Origin of the sequence: Streptomyces flaveolus (genome assembly GCF_014648815.1) — a bacterium.
GTDB lineage: Bacteria > Actinomycetota > Actinomycetes > Streptomycetales > Streptomycetaceae > Streptomyces > Streptomyces flaveolus.
Genome location: NZ_BMRV01000023.1, coordinates 44,193 through 63,385 on the forward strand (window position 1 = coordinate 44,193; position 19,193 = coordinate 63,385).

Genomic DNA, 19,193 nt, shown 5'->3' on the forward strand with positions numbered 1-19,193 from the left:
CCGTGCCCCCGGGGCGGGACCTGGTGCGCTCAGGACTTCGCCGCGGGCCGCGCCCGCCCGAACCGCCGCACCAGCGGGGACTCGACCAGCGCGTACAGCACCCATGACGCCACCACCGTGGCCACCACCGTGCCGGCCAGCATCGCCAGGCCCGCCGGTGTCGAGTACATCTGCGTGCCCAGTTCCTTGCGCAGCCAGGACAGCGCGATGTAGTGCAGCAGGTAGAAGGCGAAGGAGATCTCGCCCAGCCTGACCATCGCGCGGTTGCGGAACAGGGTGAAGCGGCCCTCGACGTCCGCGCTCGCCGCGGCCGCGATCAGCAGCACGATCGGCACGATCATCGCGGCGCGCTGCCCGTAGAGGTAGGGCACGTGGAACGTCAGCCAGTAGCCGCCGGCCAGCAGGACGGCGGACCACACCATGCCGATGTTGCGCCAGCGGCCGTGCCGCACCGCGAGCGCCACGAGGATGCCGAGGGCGAAGTCGGCCATCCGCACCGGGGGCAGCACATAGCTGAACCAGTACTGCGACACCGACAGGTCCTGGCCGCTGGGCACCAGCTCGCTCTTCGAGAACAACCCGTAGGCCAGCGCGGGCGTGGCCCACACCGCGGCGATGCCCCCGGCGATCCAGTACTTCAGGTGCGCCGGGTCGATGCGCTGGAACAGCCGCAGCAGCAGCGGGAAGCACAGGTAGAAGAACGCCTCCACGCCCAGCGACCAGCTGGGGGAGTCCACACTGAAGTTGGTGAAGTACTCGGGCACCCACACGTGCACCATGAACAGGTTGGCGACGGCGACGCCGTCGGAGGTGGCCGGGGCGGCGAACAGCCCCATCGCCAGCGCCCAGGCCACCACGTACACGGGGTAGATCTTGACGAACCGGCGCCGCCAGAACGAGGTCGTGGTGTCGTCGCTTCGTGCCGACCAGGTCAGCACGAAGCCGCTCAGGACGAAGAAGAACGACACGCCGAGCCCGCCGGCCTGGTTGAACCAGCGGTACAGGCGGAATTCCGTGGCGTCGTCGGCCAGCAGCCGCAGCGGCGGTATCGGCAGGAACGCGTGGTGGGCGAAGACGGCCAGTGCGGCGAGGAACCGCAGGCCGGTCAGGGACGGCAGCCGGGACGGCGCGGGGCGCGGGGGCGCGGCGGCGCTGGTGCCGCGCGCGCCGGCCGGCGCCGGGCCGGTCAGTACCTGGTCAGTGGCCATGGGGGTCCGTTCTCACAGAAAGGGGGGACGGGGGAGGGGACTGGTGCTTGCTCACCGTTGTAGGGGCGCCCGCTCGTGAAACGCTCGTGAACGGCCCCAGGGCCGCGCGCGCCGTCCGCGCACGCGCGACGGCCGCCCCGGGGATCCGGGACGGCCGTGGTCGTACGGGGACGGCGGTGGTGTCACAGGGCGGCGCGTGCCTTCAACGGCTCCCACCAGTCGCGGTTGTCGCGGTACCAGGCGAACGTCTCCGCCAGCCCCTCGGTGAAGTCCTTGCGCGGACGGTAGCCCAGCTCGGTGGAGATCTTGGTGCAGTCCACCGAGTAGCGCAGGTCGTGCCCGAGCCGGTCGGGCACGTGCTCCACGCTCTCCCAGCCCGCCCCGGCCAGCTCCAGCAGCAGCGTGGTGAGTTCCTTGTTGCTCAGCTCGGTGCCGCCGCCGATGTTGTACACCTCACCGGCCCGGCCCCCCGTGCGCACCAGCTCCAGACCCTGCACGTGATCGTCGATGTGCAGCCAGTCCCGCACGTTCAGACCCTCCCCGTACAGCGGCACCTTGCGCCCGTCGAGCAGGTTGGTGATGAACAGCGGGATGACCTTCTCCGGGAAGTGGTGATGGCCGTAGTTGTTGGAGCAGCGGGTGACGCGCACGTCCAGACCGAAGGTGCGGTGGTAGGACAGCGCCATCAGGTCCGAGGACGCCTTCGACGCCGCATACGGCGAGTTCGGCCGCAGCGGATCGGTCTCCGGCCAGGAGCCCTCCGCCAGCGACCCGTACACCTCGTCGGTGGACACGTGCAGGAACCCGGCCGTGCCGCCGGGGCGGCGCAGCGCCGCGTCCAGCAGGGTCTGGGTGCCCAGCACGTTGGTGGTGACGAACTCGGCCGCACCCGCGATGGAGCGGTCCACGTGGGACTCGGCGGCGAAGTGCACGATCTGGTCGTGCCCGGCCACCAGCTCGGCGACCAGGTCCCGGTCGCAGATGTCGCCCTTCACGAACCGGAAGCCGGGGTGGCCGCGGACCGGATCGAGGTTGGCCGGATTGCCGGCGTAGGTGAGCTTGTCCAGCACCGTGATGCTCACGTCGCCCGGCCCGCCGGCGCCCAGCAGCCGGCGGACGTAGTGCGAACCGATGAATCCCGCGCCGCCGGTGACGAGAATGCGTGTGAGGGTCATGACGAGATCTGTACCTTGCTGTGGTCGCCGAGGATGAGCCGGTGCGCGGCGGGCGCCCGCGGCGCGGGCGTCACCTCCACGTTGCGTCCGATGATCGACGCCTCCACGCGGCGGGCGCCGCGCACGGAGGAATTGTCCAGGACGATGGAGAACTCGATCTCGCTGTCGGTGATGTCGCAGTCGTTGGAGATCGACGTGAACGGGCCGACGTAGGAGGAGCAGATCACCGTGCCCGCGCCGATCACCGCCGGGCCGACGATCCGCGAGGCGGTGACCTTGGCGCCCTCCGCGATCCGCACCCGCCCGATGATCTCGCTCGCCTCGTCGACGTCGCCCTCGATGCGCGGCTCCGCGGACTCCAGCACCGACCGGTTGACCTCGAGCATGTCGGTGACGTTCCCGGTGTCCTTCCAGTATCCGGACACGGTCGTGGACCGCACGTCGTGCCCGTGGTCGATCAGCCACTGCAGGGCGTGGGTGATCTCCAGCTCGCCCCGCCAGGACGGCTTGATGGAGCGCACGGCCTCGTGCACCGCGGGCGTGAACAGGTAGACGCCGACCAGGGCCAGGTCGCTCTTGGGCGTGGCCGGCTTCTCCTCCAGGCCGACCACGTTGCTGTCCGGGCCGAGCTCGGCCACGCCGAAGGCCCGCGGGTCGGAGACCTTGGTGAGCAGGATCTGCGCGTCGGGGCGCTGCGCGCGGAAGTCGTCGACGATGGAGGAGATGCCGCCGACGATGAAGTTGTCCCCGAGATACATCACGAAGTCGTCGTCGCCGAGGAACTCCTGGGCGATCAGCACGGCGTGGGCGAGCCCCAAGGGGGCTTCCTGCGGGAGGTAGGTGACCGTCAGACCGAACTTGGACCCGTCGCCGACGGCCTGCCTGATCTCGGCGGCGGTGTCCCCGACGACGATCCCGACCTCCGTGACGCCGGCGTCTGCGATCGCCTCCAGGCCGTAGAAGAGCACGGGCTTGTTGGCCACGGGCACCAGTTGCTTGGCTGATGTGTGGGTGAGGGGGCGCAGGCGGGTTCCGGCCCCGCCGGAGAGTACGAGAGCCTTCATGGCACCGACCCTAGGAGCGCACGCTAGAGCGGGAGTGGGGGATCGCACGCGCCCTCAGTCGCCCTCCAGCCCCGCTCGAGACGTCCATTCGATGCTTCCGGGCATGGCAGACAACCACCGCGCACTCATCCAGGCGTTCGTCGACATGATCAACAACCATGACGTCAGCACCATCGGCGAGCACACCGCGCCGGGGCACATCGACCACAATCCGGTCGTCGCCGACGGCGTGGAGGCCAACGCCGCCTTCTTCCAGCAGATCTTCGACGCGTTCCCCGACGTCGAGGTCGTCGCCCACGACGTCCTCGTCGACGGGGACCGGATCGCCGGCCGCTTCGAGTACTCCGGCACCCACCAGGGCACCTTCTTCGGCGTGCCGGCGACCGGGCGCCGGCTGGCCTTCCAGTCCATCGACATCTGGCGCGTCGAGGACGGCCTGCTGGCCGAGCACTGGGACCAGCTCGACATGGGCGGCATGTTCCACCAGCTGGGCGTCGACTTCTACGCGCTGCAGAACGCCTGACCCACCCGACGAGGTCAGCTCGCCCCGCCCTGGCCGGCGCTGCCGATCGGGCCGACCCGGACGGGGGAGCCGGCTCCGTCGCTGACGGGCAGGGTGGCGGCGCCCGGCCAGTCGAGGGTGACCGACTTCGTCTCCTCGGGCGGGGTCACCACGAGCGCGGTGATGCGCACGCCGGAGCCGCCCGAGTCGTTGACCGGGTAGCTGACGGTGAAGGACACCGACTTGCCGTCCTCGAGCGTCATGGGGCCGGCCTCCTGGCCGGTGCGCTCGGCGGACAGATCCCCCGCGTTGGTCTTCAGATCGACGCCCGCGTATCCGGTCAGGGCGCAGTCCCGGCCGCCGCCGTTGGTGAACGTGATGGCGACCGAGCCCTCGGTGTCGCCGTCGATGGTGCTGTCCGACGCGGTGATGTCCAGTTCGTCGGTCCGGCACGCGCCGGCCTCGGCGGACATGTCCTGCCCGCCGGAGCCGCCGCCCGTGCCCTGCCCGCCGGCAGTGTTCCCTGCGCTGTCCTTCCCGCCGTCCTGCTGCGCACCGCCCGTGCCGGCACCGCCCATGCCCGAGGCGCCGTCCGAGGAAGCCGGCGAGGACGCGGACGGGCCGTCGCTCTGTGCCGTGCCGTCGTCGCCGTTGCAGGCCGTGAGCGACAGACCCGCGGCAACGGCCAGGGCGGCGAAGGTGAGCTTGCGAACGCGCATCGTCTTCTTCCTCAGTCTCGGTGACAGGTGCCGGCCGCCCGGCCCCCGAGGGGGACGAGCGAGCGTCTGTGACCACCAGGACCGCTGCCAACCGGCGAGGCGTTCCGCCCGACGGCCCGCCAGGACATGCCTGTTACATACAACGAGACCCCGCGCGCGAAAACGGTGTGCCCCGGCACGCCGGGACACACCGCCTGCGGGCCCCGCCGCCCCGCAGTGCGCCACCGGCCGCGCCCGCTTGCGCCACTCCGCCCACTGGGACGAACCCGTGACCCGGCAGACCTTGACGGGCACTCAGCCGGCCGCCGCCCGCTCCACCTCCTCCACCAGCGCCGCGTGCTCCAGGATGTCGCGGGCGTGCGGAGCGAAGTCCTCCCCGTCCAGCACGGTCCGGGCGAACACACCGGCGATGTTGGTGAAGTGACGGTCCGGCCGCAGGGCGATCTCGCGCACCTTCCCGTCGCGTTCCACCGTCAGCACGGGCGTGTGCTCGTCGGGGGTGGAGAAGGCACGCTCCAGACGCAGCCGGCCCCGGCTGCCCCACAGGCTGTACCCGCTGCGGTAGGCGTGCTCCACCCCGTAGGACAGCTGCGCGGCCACCCCGGACGCGGACACCAGCAGCGCACTGCCCGCGGGCCGCGGCCCCAGCGCGCTCGCCGCCCGCTCCTGGGCGCCGGCCACCCGCAGCGGGCCCAGGAAGTGCCGGGCCGCACGGATCGGGTAGGCCGCGACCTCCGGCAGGGTACTGGCCCGCTCGCCGCCGTCCGGCCCGGGCCGCAGCGGGATGCCGAACTGGGAGGAGAACAGCTGCACCTCGCCGATCAGCCCGTCCGCCACCAGCTCCCGCACCCGGGCGTGCTGCGAGTGGTGCAGGAACATGAAGCTCTCCATCAGCAGCAGCCCCCGCTCCCGGGCGAGGGCCACCGCCTTGTCCGCCTCGGCCGCACTCGGCGCGAACGGCTTCTCGCACAGAACGTGCTTGCCGGCCTCGAGCGCGCGCAGCGTCCACTCCACATGCAGCTCGGGCGGCAGCGGCACGTACACCGCGTCGACGTCGTCGCGTTCCAGCAGCCGCTCGTAGGAGCCGACCGGGACGCCGCCGAAGCGGTCGGTGAACTCCCGGGCCCGCTCGAGGCTCCGGCTGGCCACCGCCGTCACCGTCACCAGCGGCTGGTGCTCCAGTGAGGGCAGCATCCGGCGCCGGGCGATGTCCGCACAGCCCAGCACCCCCAGCCGCAGCGACCGCACCGTACCGGCGCTCACCGGCCGTACCCCCCGTCCGACGCCCACACCCCGCGCAGCACCGCCAGCAGCGTGCGCGCCTCGATGTTCAGATAGTTGCTGTGCCGCATCAGCTCGGCGAGCTGACCGGCCGTCAGCCACACGAACTCGTCGGGGACATCGAGGGGGAAGTCGTCCCCGACCTCCATGAGCACGTACCGGTTGCCGGCATGGTGGAACCGGCCGCCCTCCTCGGACTGCACCACGTCGTACAGCAGCTCGTGCGGAGCCGCGCGCATCACCAGGTCCAAGAAGCGCGGCTGGAGATGGACCGGCAGGGTGAGCGCCCGCCCGGGCTGGCACTGCACCGTCGGCCCGAACTCGGCCACGTCCAGCACCCCCGCCTCCGACCGTGCCCGCGCCAGAAGGTGCGGGACACCGCCCACACGGCGGATCAGGAACGCCACCAGCCCCTGCTCCTTGGGCGCCAGCAGAGGCTGCGTCCAGCTGGTCACCTCACGGTTGGCGGCCGACACGGAGGCGGCGATCACCGCGAAATGGTGTCCGCTCTCGTGCTCGATCTCGTAGTCGCTGCGGCGCCAGCGCTCCACCTGCGCCAGCGGCACCGAACGCTGCACCAGCTCACGGCGCGCCCTGATCTCGGTGAGCCGGCTCAGCACCTCCTCCATGGAGTACAGCGACGGCCCGCCGCGCCCGGCCGGGGCCGGGATCAGCGACAGAACGGTACGCGCGTCCATGTTGACGACGTTCGGCTCGTACAGCAGCCGGTGGATCTGCCCGAGCGTCAGCCACACGAAGTCCTCGTGCAGCTCCACCTCGCCGAGCGCCTCGACCACCATGTTCCGGTTCCGCTTGCACAGGAACCACGAGCCCTGCTCGGACTGCAGGGAGTCGTACAGCACCCGGGAGCGATGCCGCGGCGGCCGGAAGTAGTCGATGTAGCGCACCGCGGAGCCCTTGTGGACGCCGGTGTAGTTGCTGCGCGTGGCCTGCACGGTGGGCGACAGCTGGACGGTGTCCAGGTTGCCGGGCTCCATCTTGGCCTGCATCAGGCAGTGCAGCACGCCGTCGAACTCCTTGACGACGATGCCGAGGATGCCCACCTCGGGCTGGTTGATGATGGGCTGCGTCCAGGACAGCTCGTGGCCGTCCCACGCGCTGCGCACGCTCAGGCCCTCGACGGCGAAGAACCGGCCGCTGTCGTGCACCAGGTTGCCGCCCGGCTCCTCGAAGCGCCAGCCGACGAGCTCGGAGAACGGGATGCGGCGCACGTCGTAGCGGTTGGTGCGGCGCTGCTCGGCGAACCACGCGCCAAAGGCCGCGTTGGGCGTCACCGTGCTGTCGCCGGCCCGGGCCGACAGCACGAACCGCTGCACCGTACTGGGAGCGGCACCCACCGGCGCTGCTGCCTGGGTGATGGTCATGAGCAGGACTCCTTCGACTCGTTCCGCTCGCCCTCGGGCAGGCGGCCGCAGCACGACCATGGGCCGTGCCGATCGGGGCGGACCGGAGACCGCCTCGACGCCCACCGGAGTCCCTCTCGACTCCCGTCGCTTACCGCCGACAGCTTTCCTGTCACTGCTAGACACGGGGTGGCGGCGACCCTACGCTCGACGGCATGAGAATCCTCTTCGCCGGTGCCGGAAACTTCGGCCACGTCTACCCCCTCCTCCCCTTGGCGAAGGCCGCGCGGGCCGCCGGCCACGAGGTCTTCTTCGCCACGGGCGAGCAGCTGCACCCCGCCGTCACCGCCGCCGGCCTCCAGCCCGTGCCCGCGGGCCGCTCGGTGCCCGAGGGCTTCATGGAAGCAGCACGCTCTCGAGGCCTCCTCGCAGCGGGCGACGCGGACCTGAAGCCGCAGGACGTACCGCCCCAGGTCCTGGCCGACCTGCACGTGGAGGTCTTCGGCTCCGTGCTGCCGCGCTGGGTCACCGAGGACCTGACCGCGGCCCTCGAGCGGCTGCGCCCCGACCTCGTCGTCTACGAGGCCCTCAACCCGGGTGCCGCCTTCGCCGCCCACCTCGCCGGCGTCCCCGCCGTCGCCCACGGCGTCGGCCCGATGACCGTCGGAGACGACGAGGCCCGCGTCATGGAGCAGCTCCTGGTCACCGCCGCCGACCTCGGCGTCACCGTGCCCGGCGGCCAGCTCCTGGCCCTCGCACGCGCCTTCGTCGACATCTGCCCTCCCTCCCTGCAGGACCCCCACTTCCTCGCCGCCCCCCTCCACCGCATCGAGCAGCGCCCCGTCCCCTACAGCGAACCCGGCGAGCTGCCCGAGCCCATCCGCGCCGCCGAGGGCCGCTTCGTCTACGTCACCCTGGGCACCGCGCTCGCCTCCGCCGAGGTGCTGCGCACAGTCGTCGAGGGCCTGCTGCCGCTGGACGTGCCCGTCCTGGTCGCCGCCGGACCCGCGGTGCCCGTCGCCGAACTCGGCGAACAGCCCGAACGCGTCGTCGTGGTGCCGTGGGTGGCACAGCCCAAGGCCCTCGAGCACGCCGCGCTCGTGGTCCAGCACGGAGGCGCCGGCACCACCCTGGCCGCCCTCGCCGCCGGCCTGCCCCAGCTCGTCCTGCCGCAGGGCGCCGACGGCCCGGCCAACGCCCGCGCCGTGCACGCCGCGGGCGCCGGCGAGTACGTCCTCGCCCCGGACCTCACCCCCGAGGCGGTCCACGACGCGGCCCGCCGCCTGCTGGCCGACGAGTCGTACCGCACGGGTGCCCGCAAGGTCGCCGAGGAGATCGCCGGAATGCCCGACCCGGCCGCCACGGCCGCCAAGCTCCCGGACCTCGCCGCCTGACACCTGCGGGCAACCGCCCCCGACTCCCGGTGCGCGAGCCGACTTCCCCCGCGGCCCGCGCACCGGGCCACCCCTTTCCCACCCCTCACCGGACCCGTGGCGCTCAGCCGGGTCTGCTTCGGCCTACGCCCCGGATCCGCTCGGGCCCCGAGCTGGACCCCCCTTGGCCCCGAGCCGGGTCTGCTCGACCTCGCGCGCCAGACCCGCCGGCTTGCCTCCACGCCCAGCACACCGTGCCGGGGTGGCCCGGAGCCCGCGCAGCCCTCCGGGCACGGCGTGCTAGTGATGGGCACGGCGACCGGCGGCCGCAGCTCCTGGTCGACCGCTCCGGCGAGGCGGCGGGCGGCGGTGTACGAGATGCCCTCTCGCGCCGCGAGCTCAGGGCGGCGCGCTTGGCGTGCTCGTTGGTGGTCATGGACCGGTCGCTCTCCCGGCGGCGAACCCCGCCGCTGCCTCAACGACGACAGCCTCCCGCTGGAGGCCCGCATCATCGGCTCCCTGACCAGCCTCTATGCCCTGCCCACCACACGCATCGTCGGCTCAAGACCGACCGCTTCCACCGGGACGGCGACGACGCCTACCTCACGATCGACCGCAACCCCGTCCTCCTGCCGCCCAGGCTCGCCGTTCTCATCGAGCAGCAGATCGCCAGTCCCAGTTGCCGCACCTCCGTGCTCCAGCAGCCGCACGACGGCAGGTATCAGTGCCCGCAATACGGCCATGATGGAAGCGATCACCGACCTCCCGCCGATCGTCGTCAGCGACCTCTTCGGCGTGCACCCCCACACCGGAACACCGACTACCCGATCACCGGGCCACACTGGTCTCGCCCCCCCTACAGCCGGTCGGTCGCATCGCACCCTTTCTGGCTCATGTCGCCGACGCAGCCCCACCCCTCAGAAATGACCCACTCGAAGTACTGGACGGGGCGCAGTGGGATGGCTTCGGTGGTGAACGTGCCGGTTCCGCCCGGGATGCGCTGCTCGTGGGGGCCGGTCGTGTCGGTGTACGAGGCGACGATGTGCCACTCGCACGTGTGCGTGGACACCTCGGGCTGGATGCGGAATGCCATGTTGGACTGGCCGTTGCCCAGCTCGACGACGTTGCGGCGGAAGTACAGCTGGCCCTGCGAGGCGCCTTCGTCAAGTACGTACGGCCCTCTGGCCTTGTCCTCGCTCCCACCGGTCAGGTCCCACAGCAAGCCCTGCCGGGACTCCGCTCCTGCGGACGGGAGGTGGACGACGGCCTTCGCTCCGGGTGCGCGGCATGCGTCCTTGACGGCCGTCATGCCATTGATCGTGAGTCCGGCACCGCGGTCGCTGTTGAGGTTGAGGTGGAACGTCTGCGACTGGCCGCGATGCTGGTTGCCGTCCTCAAGGTTCATTGCTCCCGAGGGATGTTCGACGAGGCGACCGCCTAACGGCTTCAGGAACGCCCACACCTCCGCGGGATTGCCCCTGAGAGCGGTGAGGCCGGCCTGTTCGCGGGCGGTTAAGGTCCGGTCGAGCAGTACCGTGATGACCTCGGGCATCTCCTGCTCGTAGTCGTGGGGCGTGACGGTCGAGACGAAGGCGGGCTGCTCGCGATCGACCGATTTCTCCGCCTGCTTGTCCGAGCGCACCCGTTCCGTCGCCGTCGAGCGGTCCAGGACGAAGGTGGCGTAGTAGGCGAGGGCGAAGCCTGCCAGGACCACGAGGACCGCGAGGGTCGCGTACACCGCGCGCTGTCCGGGCGGCAGCCCGCGCAAGCCCGGCAGATGGTTGTCGGCCCACGCACCCCAGCCGCTCTCTCGCGGTGGCACGGGGTCCGAAGGGGCGGGCTGTGGGATGGAGGCGGGGTCGTCGTCGGACGTCCGGTCGGCGAGCGTCTGTGCTGCGGTGCTGTTCGGCTCCGGTCCTCCCTCATCCGGTACATCCGGGTCGGAGGGAGGGCGAGAAGGCGGAGTCGAGGTCATGAGGTCCCCCCGGGGGTTGGACACTGGAATGCCGTCGGTCGGGGCGTGCGCCGAGGACTGTCAGGGGCGGGGTGGTGACCAGCCAGGTGCGGGGCCGGTCGGGGAGGGTTCTGTCGGGCCTTGGCCGGTGTTGGCGTCAAGAGCGTAGATGTTCCCGTCGTTGCTCCCGAAGTACACCACCCCATCCGCCACCGCTGGCGTGGAGTCGACCTCCCCGCCCGTGGAGTAGACCCACTTCTCGGTGCCTGTGGCCGCGTCCAGGGCGTACAGATTCTTGTCGCGGCTGCCGACGTAGACCACCCCGCTGGCCACAGTGGCGGAGGCGTCGATCTCGCCTTTGGCGGAGTAGGCCCACTCCTTTCCGCCGGTGGCGGCGTCCAAGCGGTATACGGAGCGTCCGCTGCCGAAGTAGACCGCTCCGTCGGCCACCCACGGCTTCGAGGTGATCCAGTCTCCGGAGTCGAAGGCCCATCTTCTGCGGCCTGAGCCCGCCTCAAGCGCATACATGTTCCCGTCGCGGGCGCCGACGTAGACGACCCCGTCGACCACGGCCGGTGAAGCGACGAAATCGCGCGCAGTAGTAAAAGCCCATTTCTTCCTGCCGGTTACGGCATCCAAGGCGTAGAGGTTCCCGTCATTGCTGCCGATGTAGACAACCCCGTCGGCAACCGCGGGCGATGCAGAGACCCACTTGTCCGTGGCGTAGGCCCACTTCCTGGCTCCGGTGGCAGCGTCCAGTGCGTACACGCCGCTGTCCCAGCTCCCGACGTACAGCACGCCGTCGACCACCATGGGTTTCGAGTGAACCCAACTGTTCGTGCGGAACGCCCACTTCTTCTCACCCGAGACGGCGTCCAATGCGTAGACGTTGTTGTCGTCGGAGCCGATGTACACCAGCCCGTTGACCACTGTCGGCGACGACTGCACCTGGTCACCAGTACCGTAGGCCCACTTCTCCCCGCCAGTAGCAGCGTCCAGGGCGCAGACATCCTTGCTTCCGCCGCCCACGTAGACGACCCCATCGACCACCGCCAGCGCGAACCCAGCCACCGTGGCCCCGATGGTGTGACGCCAGGGACGCCACGCCGTTGACTCAGGGGTACGTCCTCCGCTGCTGTCTTGCTTGTGCCTGCTGCCGCCGCCGTCTTCCTTATCGGAGCCGTCATCAGAACAACCGGCAGTAGTCGCACCGACGCCAAGTGCGGCCACCACACCAAGCCCGAGCCGCAGTGCTCCCCGGCGGCCGAGCCGCTCCGCTACGCCCCTTTGAACGAGAGACGCGCCAGACCGCCGCTGTCCGCCTGACATCCGTCCAGCCATCAAGGACCCCGTTCTGGACACCGCACCAACATCACATGGGCACGCACACGCCAGCGTTGCCCCAGGAAAGGTACGACGACAATCCCACACGCAGACCAGTGTCACGCAAGACAGGATCACGCCCTGTGGCCGGGCAGCGGCGGCATGAACCTCAACTCCTGACCGGCGCGGTGGCCTGCGCACTGCCACGAATCGCGACTCGGCCGGCTTCTCCCGGACGACGTGCCGACCAGCTACTCCACCTCCAACCGCCGAACAGCACAGGGTCCAGTGGCCTGCCACGACTGCGGTCGGCCGTCGTGGACCTGCGCCATCTGTGGCATCCTCAACCTCTCGGGCCGCAGCACGTGCAACGAGCGCGACGGCACGATGCCCGCCGAGTTGCTGGGCGACCGCGAAGAGAGAATTCGAGATGACCTGCAAAGAGTGGGTCACCACCCAGGTCGCCCCGCGTGTCGTCGGCGGCCGGTACCACCACGGCGACGCCGCGAGCACGTACGAGGTCCTCGCGATCGACCGCGGGCCGCGCCCGCTCGGCACCTGGCCCGGCCATCACCGTCCGCTACGACGAGGACGGCCGGGAGACGACGCACTGCACCGGCTGGCCCGCCCGCCGCGAGAGCGTGGTGGCGCAGCCGCGCGGCATGGAGACGCACTCGGCCTCGCCCGACCAACAGGCAGCCCCCGGCTCCGCGCCGCCCGCCTTGTTCCGCTTCCGCAGCTGGACGCACCGGCCCCCCGCCCGCCCGCACCGGCGGGATACCGCGGCGTTCCTGCGGCCCGGTCCGCCGGCCAGGCCCCGGCCGGGGTCACGGCAGCGTCGGCAGTGCCGCGCCCGCCGCCCGCGCCGTCGGCAGCAGGTCGTCCACCGGCGTCGAGGGGGCCGACAGCGCCAGGGCCAGCAGCGCGGCGCTCACGTCACCGGCCAGGCGTGCCGCCTCGATACGGGTGAGCACCGAGGAGGCGAAGTCCAGGCACAGCAAAGGCTGTTCACGCCACCGCACCAGCGTCAGCGCCGCGTCGGCCTCGGCACCGCCCAGGTGCCCGTGGTGGAAGCGCGCGGACAGGCCGCCGGCCGAGACGGCCGCCGGAAGCAGCTCGTCGTGCGCGGCGAACGCCACCTGCGCCGGCCCCGGCCGGGACCGGTCACCGGCCGTGCCCAGCGCCCGGGCGAGATCGTCCTCGTCCGTGCCGGCGTGGGCCAGGCCCTCGCTCAGCGCACAGGCGATGCCGCGCAGGAAGTAGTCGGTGGTGCCCTGAAGCGTGCAGCGCACCGGCTGCGTCACCGCGCACGGGACCACGGTGTGCGGCAGCGCCGCCCCGGGCCGGCGCGGCAGCTCGGCCCCCACGAGCAGCTCCTCGCGGCCGCAGCGCCGGCCCACCGCCAGGGCCCAGGCGGCCAGCACGACAGTGCTGTGGGGGACACCGGCCCGGCGGGCGGTGGCGTCCACCGCGTCGCGCACCTCCGTATCGAGCAGGAACGGCAGCCGCCCGCCGCGGAAGTCGAAGACGGCCGGCCGCCGTTCGGGTGCCCCGAGGTCGACCCGGCCGGCGGCACCGCGCAGCAGACCGGCGAGCCGCTGCGCACGCGCGTCCGGCGGCCCCGGAGCCTCGGGCCCCGGCGCCGGGGCCCGGCACACCGGCAGGCCCGCCGCCGCGCGGCCGTAGTCGGCGAGCAGCTCCCGCCACACGAGCGCGGCCGACCAGGGACCGGCGACGGCCCGGTGGTGGAGGAAGGACAGCAGATGCCGTCCGGGTGCCAGCGGCGCCAGGACGAACGCGACCGGCGGCCGCCCCGCAGCCGCGGCCGGCCGCGCGGCGCCCCGGGCCAGTTGCCGGTGCACCGCGTCGACGCCGTCCGCTTCCCCCGCCACCGCGCAGGGACCGGCGACCAGCGGCACCGTGTACGCGTCCAGCACCCGCCGCACCGGCCCGCCGGCCGAGGGGGCGAAGAAGGTCCGCAGCCCCTCGTGGCGGGCGCTGAGCGCGGCGACGGCGGTGCGCAGCGCGGCCACGTCGAGAGGGCCGGACAGCTCGGCGCTCAGCACACGGTGAGCGGCCCGCGATCGGTGACGGTCCGCCAGCGCCGCGCGCTGCCCGGCAAGGAGGGGCCGCAGCGGCCCGCTCTCCCGCCGGGCCGGCGCACTGGCCGGCACCGCGCGGGCCAGCGCCTCCGCGAGAGGGGCGGGCCCCATGAGCGCCGCCAGGTCCAGGGACAGCCCCAGCTGCTCGCCGGCCCGCCGCTGGAGCCGCATCGCCTGCTGGAGGGTGCCGCCCAGGGTGACGAACGGCGAGCCCGCCGCCGCGCCCCGCACCGTGCGCCGTTCGCGGCCCGTCACGTCCGCGGCCAGGTCGAGCAGCGCGTCCAGACAAGTCGGGGTCAGCATGAGGTCCGCCCTCTCTGTGGCTGTCTTGCCCCGCATGCTGCCCACCGGCCCTCGAAGCCCGCTCGAGCCGGTACACCGCAACCCGCCGTTGCCGAGAGCAGATTCCCTATCACTGACAACTTGAGTATCGCTGAAAGTGCTAGGGTGGCTCCATGACTCCCCGCGACCGCCGCCTGCGCGAACAGGTCCGCCGGCATCAGCTCATCCTCGCCACCGCACGCGAGATGGCCGAGTCGGAGGGCTGGGACAGCGTGACCACACGACGCCTCGCGGACCGCATCGAGTACAGCCAGCCCGTGCTCTACCAGCACTTCAAGAACAAGGACGCCATCATCCGCGCGGTGGCGCTGGAAGGCTTCGCCGAACTCGCCGCCGCCCTGCGCGCCACCCGCCGCCAGTACACCGGCGACCCGCAGGAGACCCTGCGCGAACTCGCCCGCGCCTACGTCGGCTTCGCGTCCCGCTCACCCGTCCTCTACCAGGCCATGCTCGTCCTCGACACCGGCGACGACAGCGACGGCCCCCGCACGCCCGCCCCGCTGGCCGAGGCCCTGGCCGAGATCGAGGAAGCCGTCGCCCCCCTCGCCGCGGGCCGCGATGCCCGGGTGCTCACCGAGGTGCTGTGGAGCGCCTGGCACGGCATGGCCACCCTCGTCGACGCCGGCCGCCTCGACGCGGAGCCGACCGGGGCACGCCTGGCGATGCTGACCGACCAGCTCACCGGCCCCGCCGCCCAGCTGGCCTGAACCGGCCAGGCCACGGGGGAGCGCAGCCGCAAACCGGCGGCTCAGACCGTGCTCTTCACCTGCTCCGGCTCCCCGGCGGGCGGCTGCTGCCGCCCGGCCGGCTCCTTGAGCCGCTTGCCCAGCAGCGTGAACAGCAGGATGAGCCCGACCGTCAGCAGGATGTGCCCCAGGCCCGCGACCAGCGACAGGGCCTCCGGCATCTCATGGCCGAGCACCGTCAGACAGCCGTGCACGCCCATCATGCCCACGGACACCGCGATACCCGCGTTGTAGAACCAGAAGAAGTTCGTGAACAGCTTCGACGGGGAAAGCCCGAACTGCTTGTCGAGACCCAGAACGATCAGGAAACCGAACATGCCCAGCGTCAGCAGGTGCGTGTGCATCACCGACAGCTGCGTGTCCCCGGTGAAGTCATTGATCTTGGTGAACTCCCGGTAGAACAGCCCCGAGACCACCCCGATGATCATGTAGACATGCGCTGCGTAAAACGACTTTCGCATCGCGGTGCTCGCTCCCTGCGGTCGATTACCGTGCCGACACCGCTCATTCAAGCACCCCCGGACGACTCCAACTGCCCTTGATTCAGGGCGGCTCGAGCGCTCGTCCAGCGAAGTTCGAGCGCTCCCCGACCGCCCTGCCGTACCTCAGCCGACGACCGCGTCCGCCCGCGCCCCCTGCACCAGGGCCGCCGGCAGCTCGGCCCGGCCCCGGATGCGCAGCTTGCGGTAGATCCGCGTCAGCCGCTGCTGCACCGTACTCACCGACAGCAGCAGACCCGCCGCGATCTCCCGGTTCGTCAGCCCACGCGCCGCCAGCGCCGCCACCCGCTGCTCGGGAGCCGTCAACGGCTCCCGCTCGACCACCACCGCCGCCGACCCCGGCCACAGCGCGATCTCCGCCATCCGCAGCTCCACCGCGGCCCGCGTCACGGCGTCCGGGCACACGTCGTGGGCGAGCCCCAGGATCCGCCCGGCCTCCTCCGGCCGCCGCTGCGCCAACAGCTCCTCGGCGACATCGCGCAGCACCTCCAGATCACCCGGCCGCACCGGCCGCCGTACCCCCTCGGCGATCGGCGCCAGGAAATGCCCCGCCACCGCCGTCGCCGGAGCCTGCGCCTCACGCAGCGCCAGCGCGGCCCGCCGGTGCAGACCCGCACGGGTACGCGGCGCAGTGAGCGCCAGCACCACGTCCCGCACCGCCGGATGCCCGAACCGCAGCCCGTTCAACAGCCCACAGGCACGCAGCGCCGCAAACCCCGGCCCCGGCATGCCCGTTCCCAGCATCCGCGCCACCACCGCCTCACTCGCCCCCGCACCCAGCACGGCCACCGCCCGGGCCGAGGCGACGGCAGCCGGGCCGCAGCGGGCCAGACACGCGGCAACGGCCCCGGCGAACGGCCCATCACCCGCAAACACCAGCGGCCCACCGGCCGCGCCCGCCTGCTCCTCCTCTTCGAGCAGGGCACGCAGCAGCAGCGGATTGCCCCCGCTGATGCGGTACAACTCCGCCACGGCGCGCACCGAACGGCCCTCCACGGCCTCCGCGACCTCGGACGGAGACAGCAGCCCCAGCGTGATCCGCCGGATGTGCAGGCCGTGCGTCAACTCGGCGACAGGCACCGCAAGCCGCTCCTGCGCCGGCGCGCAGAGCGCCACCACGAGCAGCACCGCCGCCGGCCGGGCGTGCCGGGCGATGTGGTCCAGATACCGCAGCGACTGCGCATCGGCATGCTGCACGTCGTCCACACAGAGCACCACCGGCCCCTCGCCGGCCAGCGCACACAACTGCGCGCAGAACTCCCGCACGGCCTCCTCGCGCAGCGCGCGGTGCTCAGGACCGATGCGCGCGAGCGCGAACGCCGGTGCGCTGGCAACTGCCTGGCGCAGCACCCCCAGCGGTGTGAGAAGCCCGTCCTCGGTCGCGGCGGCCCGCAGCACCAGGGCCCCGGCGGCGCCGGCCTGCGCGGCCACCGCCTCCAGCAGACGGCTCTTGCCGCACCCGGCAGCGCCTTCGATCACGACCGTCCCGGACCGGCCCGCCGCACACATCGCCAGGACCGTCTGCAGAGCACCGGCCCCCGACGCCCCGCCCGCCGCCTCCGTCATGAACCGCCCCTTCGCCGCCGTCGCCGTCCGTCCACTGATTAGGGACGAGGATCCGAGCAGCCGCTCTAGACCGGGTCGAGGACGGACGGAGATCGCACACCAGGCCGTCACGCACCGGCGGCAGGCCAGCCGACATCCTGGGTGGTGTCCTTGGGCGCGACGGGCCAGCCCACGTCGTTCGTGGTGTCCGCGGGCGCGACGGGCCAGCCGACATCGTTCGTGGAGTCCTGCGAGGCAACGGGCCGGCCGACGTCACCGGCGGAAGCCTGCGGGGCGGTGGGCCAGCCGATGTCGCCGGCGGTGGCCGCCGTGGCGGTGCCCGCCGTGGTGAAGGCGGTGACGACGACGGCGGCGACGGCGGCGATCCGGGCGATGCGCTTCATGGCTGGCTCCTGGGGTGACAAGTCCGTGTTCGCTCTTTGGCAACCTCTTGCCTCAAGGTTGGCAACGCGCTCTCGGGACTCACTAAGGAACGAACCGAGAACCACTCGAGAACCTCCTTCGCCTGCACCACCACGGCCGACCGGAACAGCCGCGCCGGCTTGGCAACTCTTGGCAAGCCGGCAACCTGAACGGGGTCGGTTCCCTACGATCACCCGGTACGGCCGGCGAAGGGGGCAGGGATGCGTGCGGACACCGTGGACGCGAGGGTCGCAGCGGTGCGGCTGGCGGAAGGCGCGCCCCTGCGCGGCACGCTCGATGTCACCGCCCCCGACCACTGGCTCGCCCTGGACGCAGCAGTGCGCGACGTGGCCTGGTACCGCTCGCCCCTTCTGCCGCAGTGGGAGCACACCGCCCCGCTGCCCGCCGATCCGGCCCACCTCGACGAGTCCCGGCTCGCCCTTGCCCTCTGCCACCGCGACGGACGCATCCGCCAGGAGGCGGTGCCCTGTGCGGCCCGGTACCCCGGCCTGCTCCCACTGATCGTCATCCGCTGCACCGACTGGGCCGGCCCCGTACGCGAACGCGCCCGGCAACACCTGCGCACGGCCCTTCACGCGGACACTGCCGTCACCCTCGCGCCCGTGATCCTGCGCGTCGGCCGCAGAGACAGAGGCGCCTTCGGCGTCGAGCTGCTCGAAGAGGCCCTGCGCCGGGCACCCCGCGAACGGCTCACAGCCCTCCTGTCTTGCCCCGACCGCACCGTACGGCGGTTCGCACACCGGCTGGCCGTCGGCACCCGGCTGCTCCACCCGGCCGAGCTGGCCCGCGCGGCCGCACAGGACGAGGACACCGTGATCCAGGACCTGTGCGCCACGGCGGCGCTCACCGCCCTGCCCGACGTGCAGGCGTACGAAGACGTACTGCCGCCACTGCTGACCGCGCGCAACCCGCGGACCCGCTCGGCCGGCGTGACCGCACTGCGGCGCGCGGGACGGCCGCAAGCGGCGGAGCCGTTCCTCGGCGACCGGTCCGCACTGGTACGCGCCTGCGCCCGGTACGTCGTACGGCAGCACGGAGGCGACCCGGCCGCCTGGTACCGGCAGCAGTGCACGAGGCCCGACAACCCCCACGTGCCGCCCGGTGCGGTCATCGGGCTGGCCGAGTGCGGGGAGCGCACGGATGCGGGGCTGCTGTGGCCGCTGCTCGCCCACCGGGCGCCCGGCGTGCGAGCGGCGGCGGTAGCCGGACTGCGGACACTGGACTGCGCGTCCGCCGACCGTGTGCGGCCACTCCTCGACGACCCCGCCGCCGGTGTCGTGCGCGAGACCACCCTCGCCCTGCTGCCGTCGGCGAAGGACCTGCCCGCCGACTGGCTGCTGGAACGCACCGGCTCCAAGCGGCCGCCGCACGTCCGCCGCGCCGCCTTCCGCCTCCTCGCCGCGCACGACGCAGTCGTGGCACACCGGGCAGCCCTCGGGCTCCTGCAGGACCCGGACGCGAAGCTGCGCACCTGGGCAGAGCAGTCCCTCCAGCGCTGACGTACACGATATGCACGCATCACGTACGCGATCCGTACGGTTCACCAGGTAG

The 19,193-nt window shown here is 72.2% G+C and carries 17 protein-coding genes; 4 read left to right on the forward strand and 13 right to left on the reverse strand.

What is annotated here, in order from left to right; translation table 11 throughout:
• Nucleotides 1-29: 29 nt before the first annotated feature.
• From IEZ05_RS34120 to IEZ05_RS34130, 3 genes are all read right to left on the reverse strand, one after another.
• The gene (locus tag IEZ05_RS34120; RefSeq protein ID WP_189234197.1) at nt 30-1,208 is read right to left on the reverse strand and encodes an acyltransferase family protein; all 1,179 of its coding nucleotides are present in this window, start codon (nt 1,206-1,208) and stop codon (nt 30-32) included.
• 182 nt (nt 1,209-1,390) lie between these two features.
• Nucleotides 1,391-2,383: a dTDP-glucose 4,6-dehydratase gene (gene rfbB, locus IEZ05_RS34125; protein ID WP_189234198.1), complete on the reverse strand. Its 993-nt coding sequence runs from the start codon at nt 2,381-2,383 to the stop codon at nt 1,391-1,393.
• Nucleotides 2,380-3,447, reverse strand: coding sequence for a glucose-1-phosphate thymidylyltransferase (locus tag IEZ05_RS34130; RefSeq protein ID WP_189234199.1), 1,068 nt, complete (start codon nt 3,445-3,447; stop codon nt 2,380-2,382). The genes rfbB and IEZ05_RS34130 overlap by 4 nt, the downstream gene beginning before the upstream one ends.
• A 103-nt stretch (nt 3,448-3,550) precedes the next feature.
• Between IEZ05_RS34130 and IEZ05_RS34135 the strand changes: the two genes are divergently transcribed.
• On the forward strand, nt 3,551-3,970 hold the full coding sequence (locus IEZ05_RS34135) for an ester cyclase (RefSeq protein WP_189234200.1): 420 nt from the start codon (nt 3,551-3,553) through the stop codon (nt 3,968-3,970).
• Nucleotides 3,971-3,984: 14 nt separating this feature from the next.
• Here IEZ05_RS34135 and IEZ05_RS34140 read toward each other — a convergent pair whose 3' ends face one another.
• The 3 genes from IEZ05_RS34140 to IEZ05_RS34150 all read right to left on the reverse strand — a co-directional run bounded on the left by IEZ05_RS34140 (nt 3,985) and on the right by IEZ05_RS34150 (nt 7,334).
• The gene (locus IEZ05_RS34140; RefSeq protein ID WP_189234201.1) at nt 3,985-4,668 is read right to left on the reverse strand and encodes a DUF4232 domain-containing protein; all 684 of its coding nucleotides are present in this window, start codon (nt 4,666-4,668) and stop codon (nt 3,985-3,987) included.
• A gap of 294 nt (nt 4,669-4,962) precedes the next feature.
• Entirely contained in the window at nt 4,963-5,931 is a 969-nt protein-coding gene (locus IEZ05_RS34145) for a Gfo/Idh/MocA family protein (RefSeq protein WP_229869978.1), read from the reverse strand.
• Entirely contained in the window at nt 5,928-7,334 is a 1,407-nt protein-coding gene (locus tag IEZ05_RS34150) for an NDP-hexose 2,3-dehydratase family protein (protein WP_189234202.1), read from the reverse strand. Before IEZ05_RS34150 ends, IEZ05_RS34145 begins: the two co-directional genes overlap by 4 nt.
• A gap of 194 nt (nt 7,335-7,528) precedes the next feature.
• Between IEZ05_RS34150 and IEZ05_RS34155 the strand changes: the two genes are divergently transcribed.
• Nucleotides 7,529-8,707, forward strand: coding sequence for a glycosyltransferase (locus tag IEZ05_RS34155; protein ID WP_189234203.1), 1,179 nt, complete (start codon nt 7,529-7,531; stop codon nt 8,705-8,707).
• 509 nt (nt 8,708-9,216) lie between these two features.
• On the opposite strand, the gene IEZ05_RS34160 is transcribed toward IEZ05_RS34155, so the two are convergent.
• From IEZ05_RS34160 to IEZ05_RS34175, 4 genes are all read right to left on the reverse strand, one after another.
• Nucleotides 9,217-9,444, reverse strand: coding sequence for a hypothetical protein (locus IEZ05_RS34160; protein ID WP_189234204.1), 228 nt, complete (start codon nt 9,442-9,444; stop codon nt 9,217-9,219).
• Between the two features lie 98 nt (nt 9,445-9,542).
• Nucleotides 9,543-10,508: a hypothetical protein gene (locus IEZ05_RS34165; RefSeq protein WP_229869979.1), complete on the reverse strand. Its 966-nt coding sequence runs from the start codon at nt 10,506-10,508 to the stop codon at nt 9,543-9,545.
• A 213-nt stretch (nt 10,509-10,721) separates the two neighbouring features.
• Nucleotides 10,722-11,981, reverse strand: coding sequence for a beta-alanine-activating enzyme beta-propeller domain-containing protein (locus IEZ05_RS34170; RefSeq protein WP_308426984.1), 1,260 nt, complete (start codon nt 11,979-11,981; stop codon nt 10,722-10,724).
• An 809-nt stretch (nt 11,982-12,790) separates the two neighbouring features.
• Nucleotides 12,791-14,368: a condensation domain-containing protein gene (locus IEZ05_RS34175; protein WP_189234207.1), complete on the reverse strand. Its 1,578-nt coding sequence runs from the start codon at nt 14,366-14,368 to the stop codon at nt 12,791-12,793.
• 152 nt (nt 14,369-14,520) lie between these two features.
• Here IEZ05_RS34175 and IEZ05_RS34180 point away from each other — a divergent pair, with 152 nt between their 5' ends.
• A complete protein-coding gene (locus IEZ05_RS34180) occupies nt 14,521-15,114 on the forward strand; it encodes a TetR/AcrR family transcriptional regulator (RefSeq protein WP_189234208.1) in 594 nt (197 codons plus the stop codon).
• Between the two features lie 41 nt (nt 15,115-15,155).
• Here IEZ05_RS34180 and IEZ05_RS34185 read toward each other — a convergent pair whose 3' ends face one another.
• The 3 genes from IEZ05_RS34185 to IEZ05_RS34195 form a co-directional block, all read right to left on the reverse strand.
• Complete coding sequence (locus IEZ05_RS34185; RefSeq protein ID WP_189234209.1) at nt 15,156-15,614, reverse strand: DUF2871 domain-containing protein; 459 nt, start codon at nt 15,612-15,614, stop codon at nt 15,156-15,158.
• Nucleotides 15,615-15,758: 144 nt separating this feature from the next.
• Nucleotides 15,759-17,219, reverse strand: coding sequence for a helix-turn-helix transcriptional regulator (locus tag IEZ05_RS34190; protein WP_189234210.1), 1,461 nt, complete (start codon nt 17,217-17,219; stop codon nt 15,759-15,761).
• 107 nt (nt 17,220-17,326) lie between these two features.
• Entirely contained in the window at nt 17,327-17,602 is a 276-nt protein-coding gene (locus IEZ05_RS34195) for a hypothetical protein (protein WP_189234211.1), read from the reverse strand.
• 240 nt (nt 17,603-17,842) lie between these two features.
• On the opposite strand from IEZ05_RS34195, the gene IEZ05_RS34200 reads away from it, so the two are divergent.
• Nucleotides 17,843-19,141, forward strand: a complete 1,299-nt coding sequence (locus IEZ05_RS34200; protein WP_189234212.1) for a hypothetical protein — start codon at nt 17,843-17,845, stop codon at nt 19,139-19,141.
• The last annotated feature ends 52 nt before the right edge of the window (nt 19,142-19,193 follow it).

Excerpts from the sequence above, each read along its gene's own strand:
- IEZ05_RS34185 (WP_189234209.1), bottom strand. The coding sequence starts at position 15,614 with ATGCGAAAGTCGTTTTACGCAGCGCATGTCTACATGATCATCGGGGTG.
- IEZ05_RS34135 (WP_189234200.1), top strand. The coding sequence starts at position 3,551 with ATGGCAGACAACCACCGCGCACTCATCCAGGCGTTCGTCGACATGATC.
- IEZ05_RS34180 (WP_189234208.1), top strand. The coding sequence starts at position 14,521 with ATGACTCCCCGCGACCGCCGCCTGCGCGAACAGGTCCGCCGGCATCAG.
- IEZ05_RS34175 (WP_189234207.1), bottom strand. The coding sequence starts at position 14,368 with ATGCTGACCCCGACTTGTCTGGACGCGCTGCTCGACCTGGCCGCGGAC.
- IEZ05_RS34155 (WP_189234203.1), top strand. The coding sequence starts at position 7,529 with ATGAGAATCCTCTTCGCCGGTGCCGGAAACTTCGGCCACGTCTACCCC.
- IEZ05_RS34140 (WP_189234201.1), bottom strand. The coding sequence starts at position 4,668 with ATGCGCGTTCGCAAGCTCACCTTCGCCGCCCTGGCCGTTGCCGCGGGT.
- IEZ05_RS34130 (WP_189234199.1), bottom strand. The coding sequence starts at position 3,447 with ATGAAGGCTCTCGTACTCTCCGGCGGGGCCGGAACCCGCCTGCGCCCC.
- IEZ05_RS34150 (WP_189234202.1), bottom strand. The coding sequence starts at position 7,334 with ATGACCATCACCCAGGCAGCAGCGCCGGTGGGTGCCGCTCCCAGTACG.
- rfbB (WP_189234198.1), bottom strand. The coding sequence starts at position 2,383 with ATGACCCTCACACGCATTCTCGTCACCGGCGGCGCGGGATTCATCGGT.
- IEZ05_RS34195 (WP_189234211.1), bottom strand. The coding sequence starts at position 17,602 with ATGAAGCGCATCGCCCGGATCGCCGCCGTCGCCGCCGTCGTCGTCACC.
- IEZ05_RS34200 (WP_189234212.1), top strand. The coding sequence starts at position 17,843 with ATGCGTGCGGACACCGTGGACGCGAGGGTCGCAGCGGTGCGGCTGGCG.
- IEZ05_RS34190 (WP_189234210.1), bottom strand. The coding sequence starts at position 17,219 with ATGACGGAGGCGGCGGGCGGGGCGTCGGGGGCCGGTGCTCTGCAGACG.
- IEZ05_RS34170 (WP_308426984.1), bottom strand. The coding sequence starts at position 11,981 with ATGGCTGGACGGATGTCAGGCGGACAGCGGCGGTCTGGCGCGTCTCTC.
- IEZ05_RS34120 (WP_189234197.1), bottom strand. The coding sequence starts at position 1,208 with ATGGCCACTGACCAGGTACTGACCGGCCCGGCGCCGGCCGGCGCGCGC.